Annotated in this window: 2 protein-coding genes; both read right to left on the reverse strand. The window is 70.9% G+C overall.

The annotated features are described in order from the left end of the window. The coding region (locus ACNPM4_RS16225) for a coiled-coil domain-containing protein (RefSeq protein WP_448986369.1) at positions 1-1,317 on the reverse strand (1,317 nt) is incomplete at its 3' end. A gap of 76 nt (positions 1,318-1,393) precedes the next feature. Next, the coding region (locus ACNPM4_RS16230) for an ABC transporter permease family protein (RefSeq protein ID WP_473965305.1) at positions 1,394-2,491 on the reverse strand (1,098 nt) is incomplete at its 5' end.

The following is a 2,491-nucleotide window of genomic DNA, read 5'->3' on the forward strand; positions in this document are numbered from 1 at the left end:
GATGCCGTCCAGGAGGCTGCCGATCACGAGTCCGCCGAGGATGCCGGATGCGAGGTCGCCGCCGCCACCACCGCGCCGCGGCCCGCCGCCCCAGCCGCCACCGCCGCCCCAGTCCTGATCGCGCGGACGCGAGGAATCGATGTCGCGCTGGGCGAGCTGGAGAGCCTCGGAAGCGAGATGCGCGACCCGACGGGCCTGCACCAGGGCGGCTTCGCGCGTGTCCTCCGCTGGCAGGAGATCGGAGACATCGACGCGGAGGCGCTCGGCCTCGGCCAGGCGCGTGCGGGCGTCGGCACCGATCCAGCCGCGGTGGCCGGCGATGAGGCCGCGCGCGACGCCGAGCTGACGGTCGGCGTCGTCGATCGCATGCTGCACCTGGGCGAGGCTGGGGAGTGGATTCTCGGCGCGGTGCCGGGCCTTGGCGATCGCCTCGTCCAGCGCGGAGTTGGCGTCGCGCAACTGGGACAGCTCGGCGAACGGGTCATTGGGCTGACCGGCCGGTGTGAGAGCGGCGAGGGCGGCTTGGAGCGCGGCCACCGCTTCGGCGACGGCCGGCACCGACGGGGCGTTGCGTGCCGCGATGAGGTCGCCGCGCGAGTCGGCGACGACTTCGGCGAGGGTGGATTCTGCTCGGAGTGCCTCGATCTCGAAGTCCTCGACCGCATCCAGAAGCGCGGATGCGCGCCGGGTGGCCTCGGTCGCTGTCTCGAGGGCGACATTCGCCTCTTCGTTCTGTTTGGCTGCACGACGGCGTTCGGAGATGTCGGCGCTGTGGGTGGCGAAGCGGATGAGCTGCTCGGCCTCGGCGGCGCTGGCGGTGATCTGGTGCATCGCGGAATCGGCGTAGCGAGCCGAGAGGCGTGCGACGGCCTCGTTGGTCTGGGGGATGCGGGTGCTGAGCGCGGCGGCATCCGCCCGCACCTGCGCGATGATCTCGGGTGCTCGGCGAACCTTGGCGACGGATTCGGCGAGGACGGAGGTCTTCTCGTCGAGAAGGTCCTGAGCCCAGTCGCAGAGCTGCAGGATGCGCGCATTCCGCGTGCGCAGCTCCTCGGCCGTGTCGGGGATCTCGTCATGGTTCAGCTGGTGGAGCTGGAATGCCTCGCGCAGATGGGTGCGCACCGCGGTGAGAGCCGTGCGCAGGTCGGCGGTCAGCGATTCACCCAGCTCGGCCTCGGCGAAGGAGAGCTCGTCCGACGTCGTGCGAATCCGCTCGTCGGCGCCGACCAGCGCCTGCTCGGCGCGACGTGCGAGATCGGCGTCCTGTGCGGCGAGTTCTTCCTGTTCGCGTTTGCGTCTGCCCCAAATTCCAGCCATAGGTCGATCCTAGTTTCTCGCGTACCGGCGGTGGCTGAGCATCCGCTCCGGGCAGGCGCTGTTCGCTCAGGGCACGTCAGGCGATCGCCGTACGTCGCGTGAGCTCTGCGCGCCGTGGGGGGATGAGCCAGCTGACCGCGGCGATCGCGAGAGGCAGGGCGACCGCAAGCAGGGCGAGCACGCCCCAGGGGATGTCGGGGATCAGAAGAACGCCTCGCGACTGGATCGCGAACCCGATCGGGGGGAGCACCCCGGCCACCGCACCCGCGAGAGTACCGAACCCGGCGATGATGAGTCCCTGCCAGAGGCCGACCCGGCGACGGAGCCCGTTCGTGCCGCCGATCGCGGAGAGCGTGGCGTCGTCGGGGCGGCGCTCGAACCGCGCCAGGCTCAGGGCCACCCCGCTCGCGCCGAGGACGAGGACACCCACGGCGCTCAGGATCGGCACGATCCACAGCGAGTCGTCGGGCGGGCCGTTCTCGAAGTACGGGGAGAGGATCCAGTCGGCTGTGCCCAGCGCATCGGCGTTCTCCTGCACGCGGTCGCGCACCTCCACCGGCACGGGGGCGTCGAATGCGGCGATCACCAGGGTGGGACGCGTCGCCATGTCGAACTCCGCCGCTGTCTCGGGGGAGATGGCCACGGCGACGGCCTGGTGGGGGAGTTCGAGTGCGATGGCGTCGACCTTCCGCTCCCAGAGCGGCTCGCTGCGTGGCGGTGCGTCTCCCCAAGCGGTCCAGATGTTGTCGGGTGCCTTCCCGTCGTAGACATCCCGGGCGCTCCAGGCGCCGACGTCGATCGTGCCGTCGGTGACGTACTGCGGGTCGGTGACGATCGCGGCGCCGTCTCGGTAGGCGGCGCGCTGTGCGGAACTCACCGTGACGCCGAGGGCCTCGTCGAGCTCGTCCACCGAGACCACCGCGATCGGGTTCGGTCGGTTCTGTCCGTTCGCCGTGAACGAGTTCTCGACCTCCGGGTCGAAAAGATGACGGTCCGGCATCACGGCGATGACCCTCGTCTCGTCCGCGGGGATGTCGAGGGAGTTCGCGTAGCCCCACACCTCGGGCTGGCGGGCGATCACGGCCGTGCCGGACGCCCCCACGCTGTCCGCGAGCGCGATTCCCGCGTCGGTCGCCTCGGAAGCGACGGAGGAGTCGACGGTCGACTCCGCTCC

The organism is Microbacterium umsixpiens, from assembly GCF_053543675.1.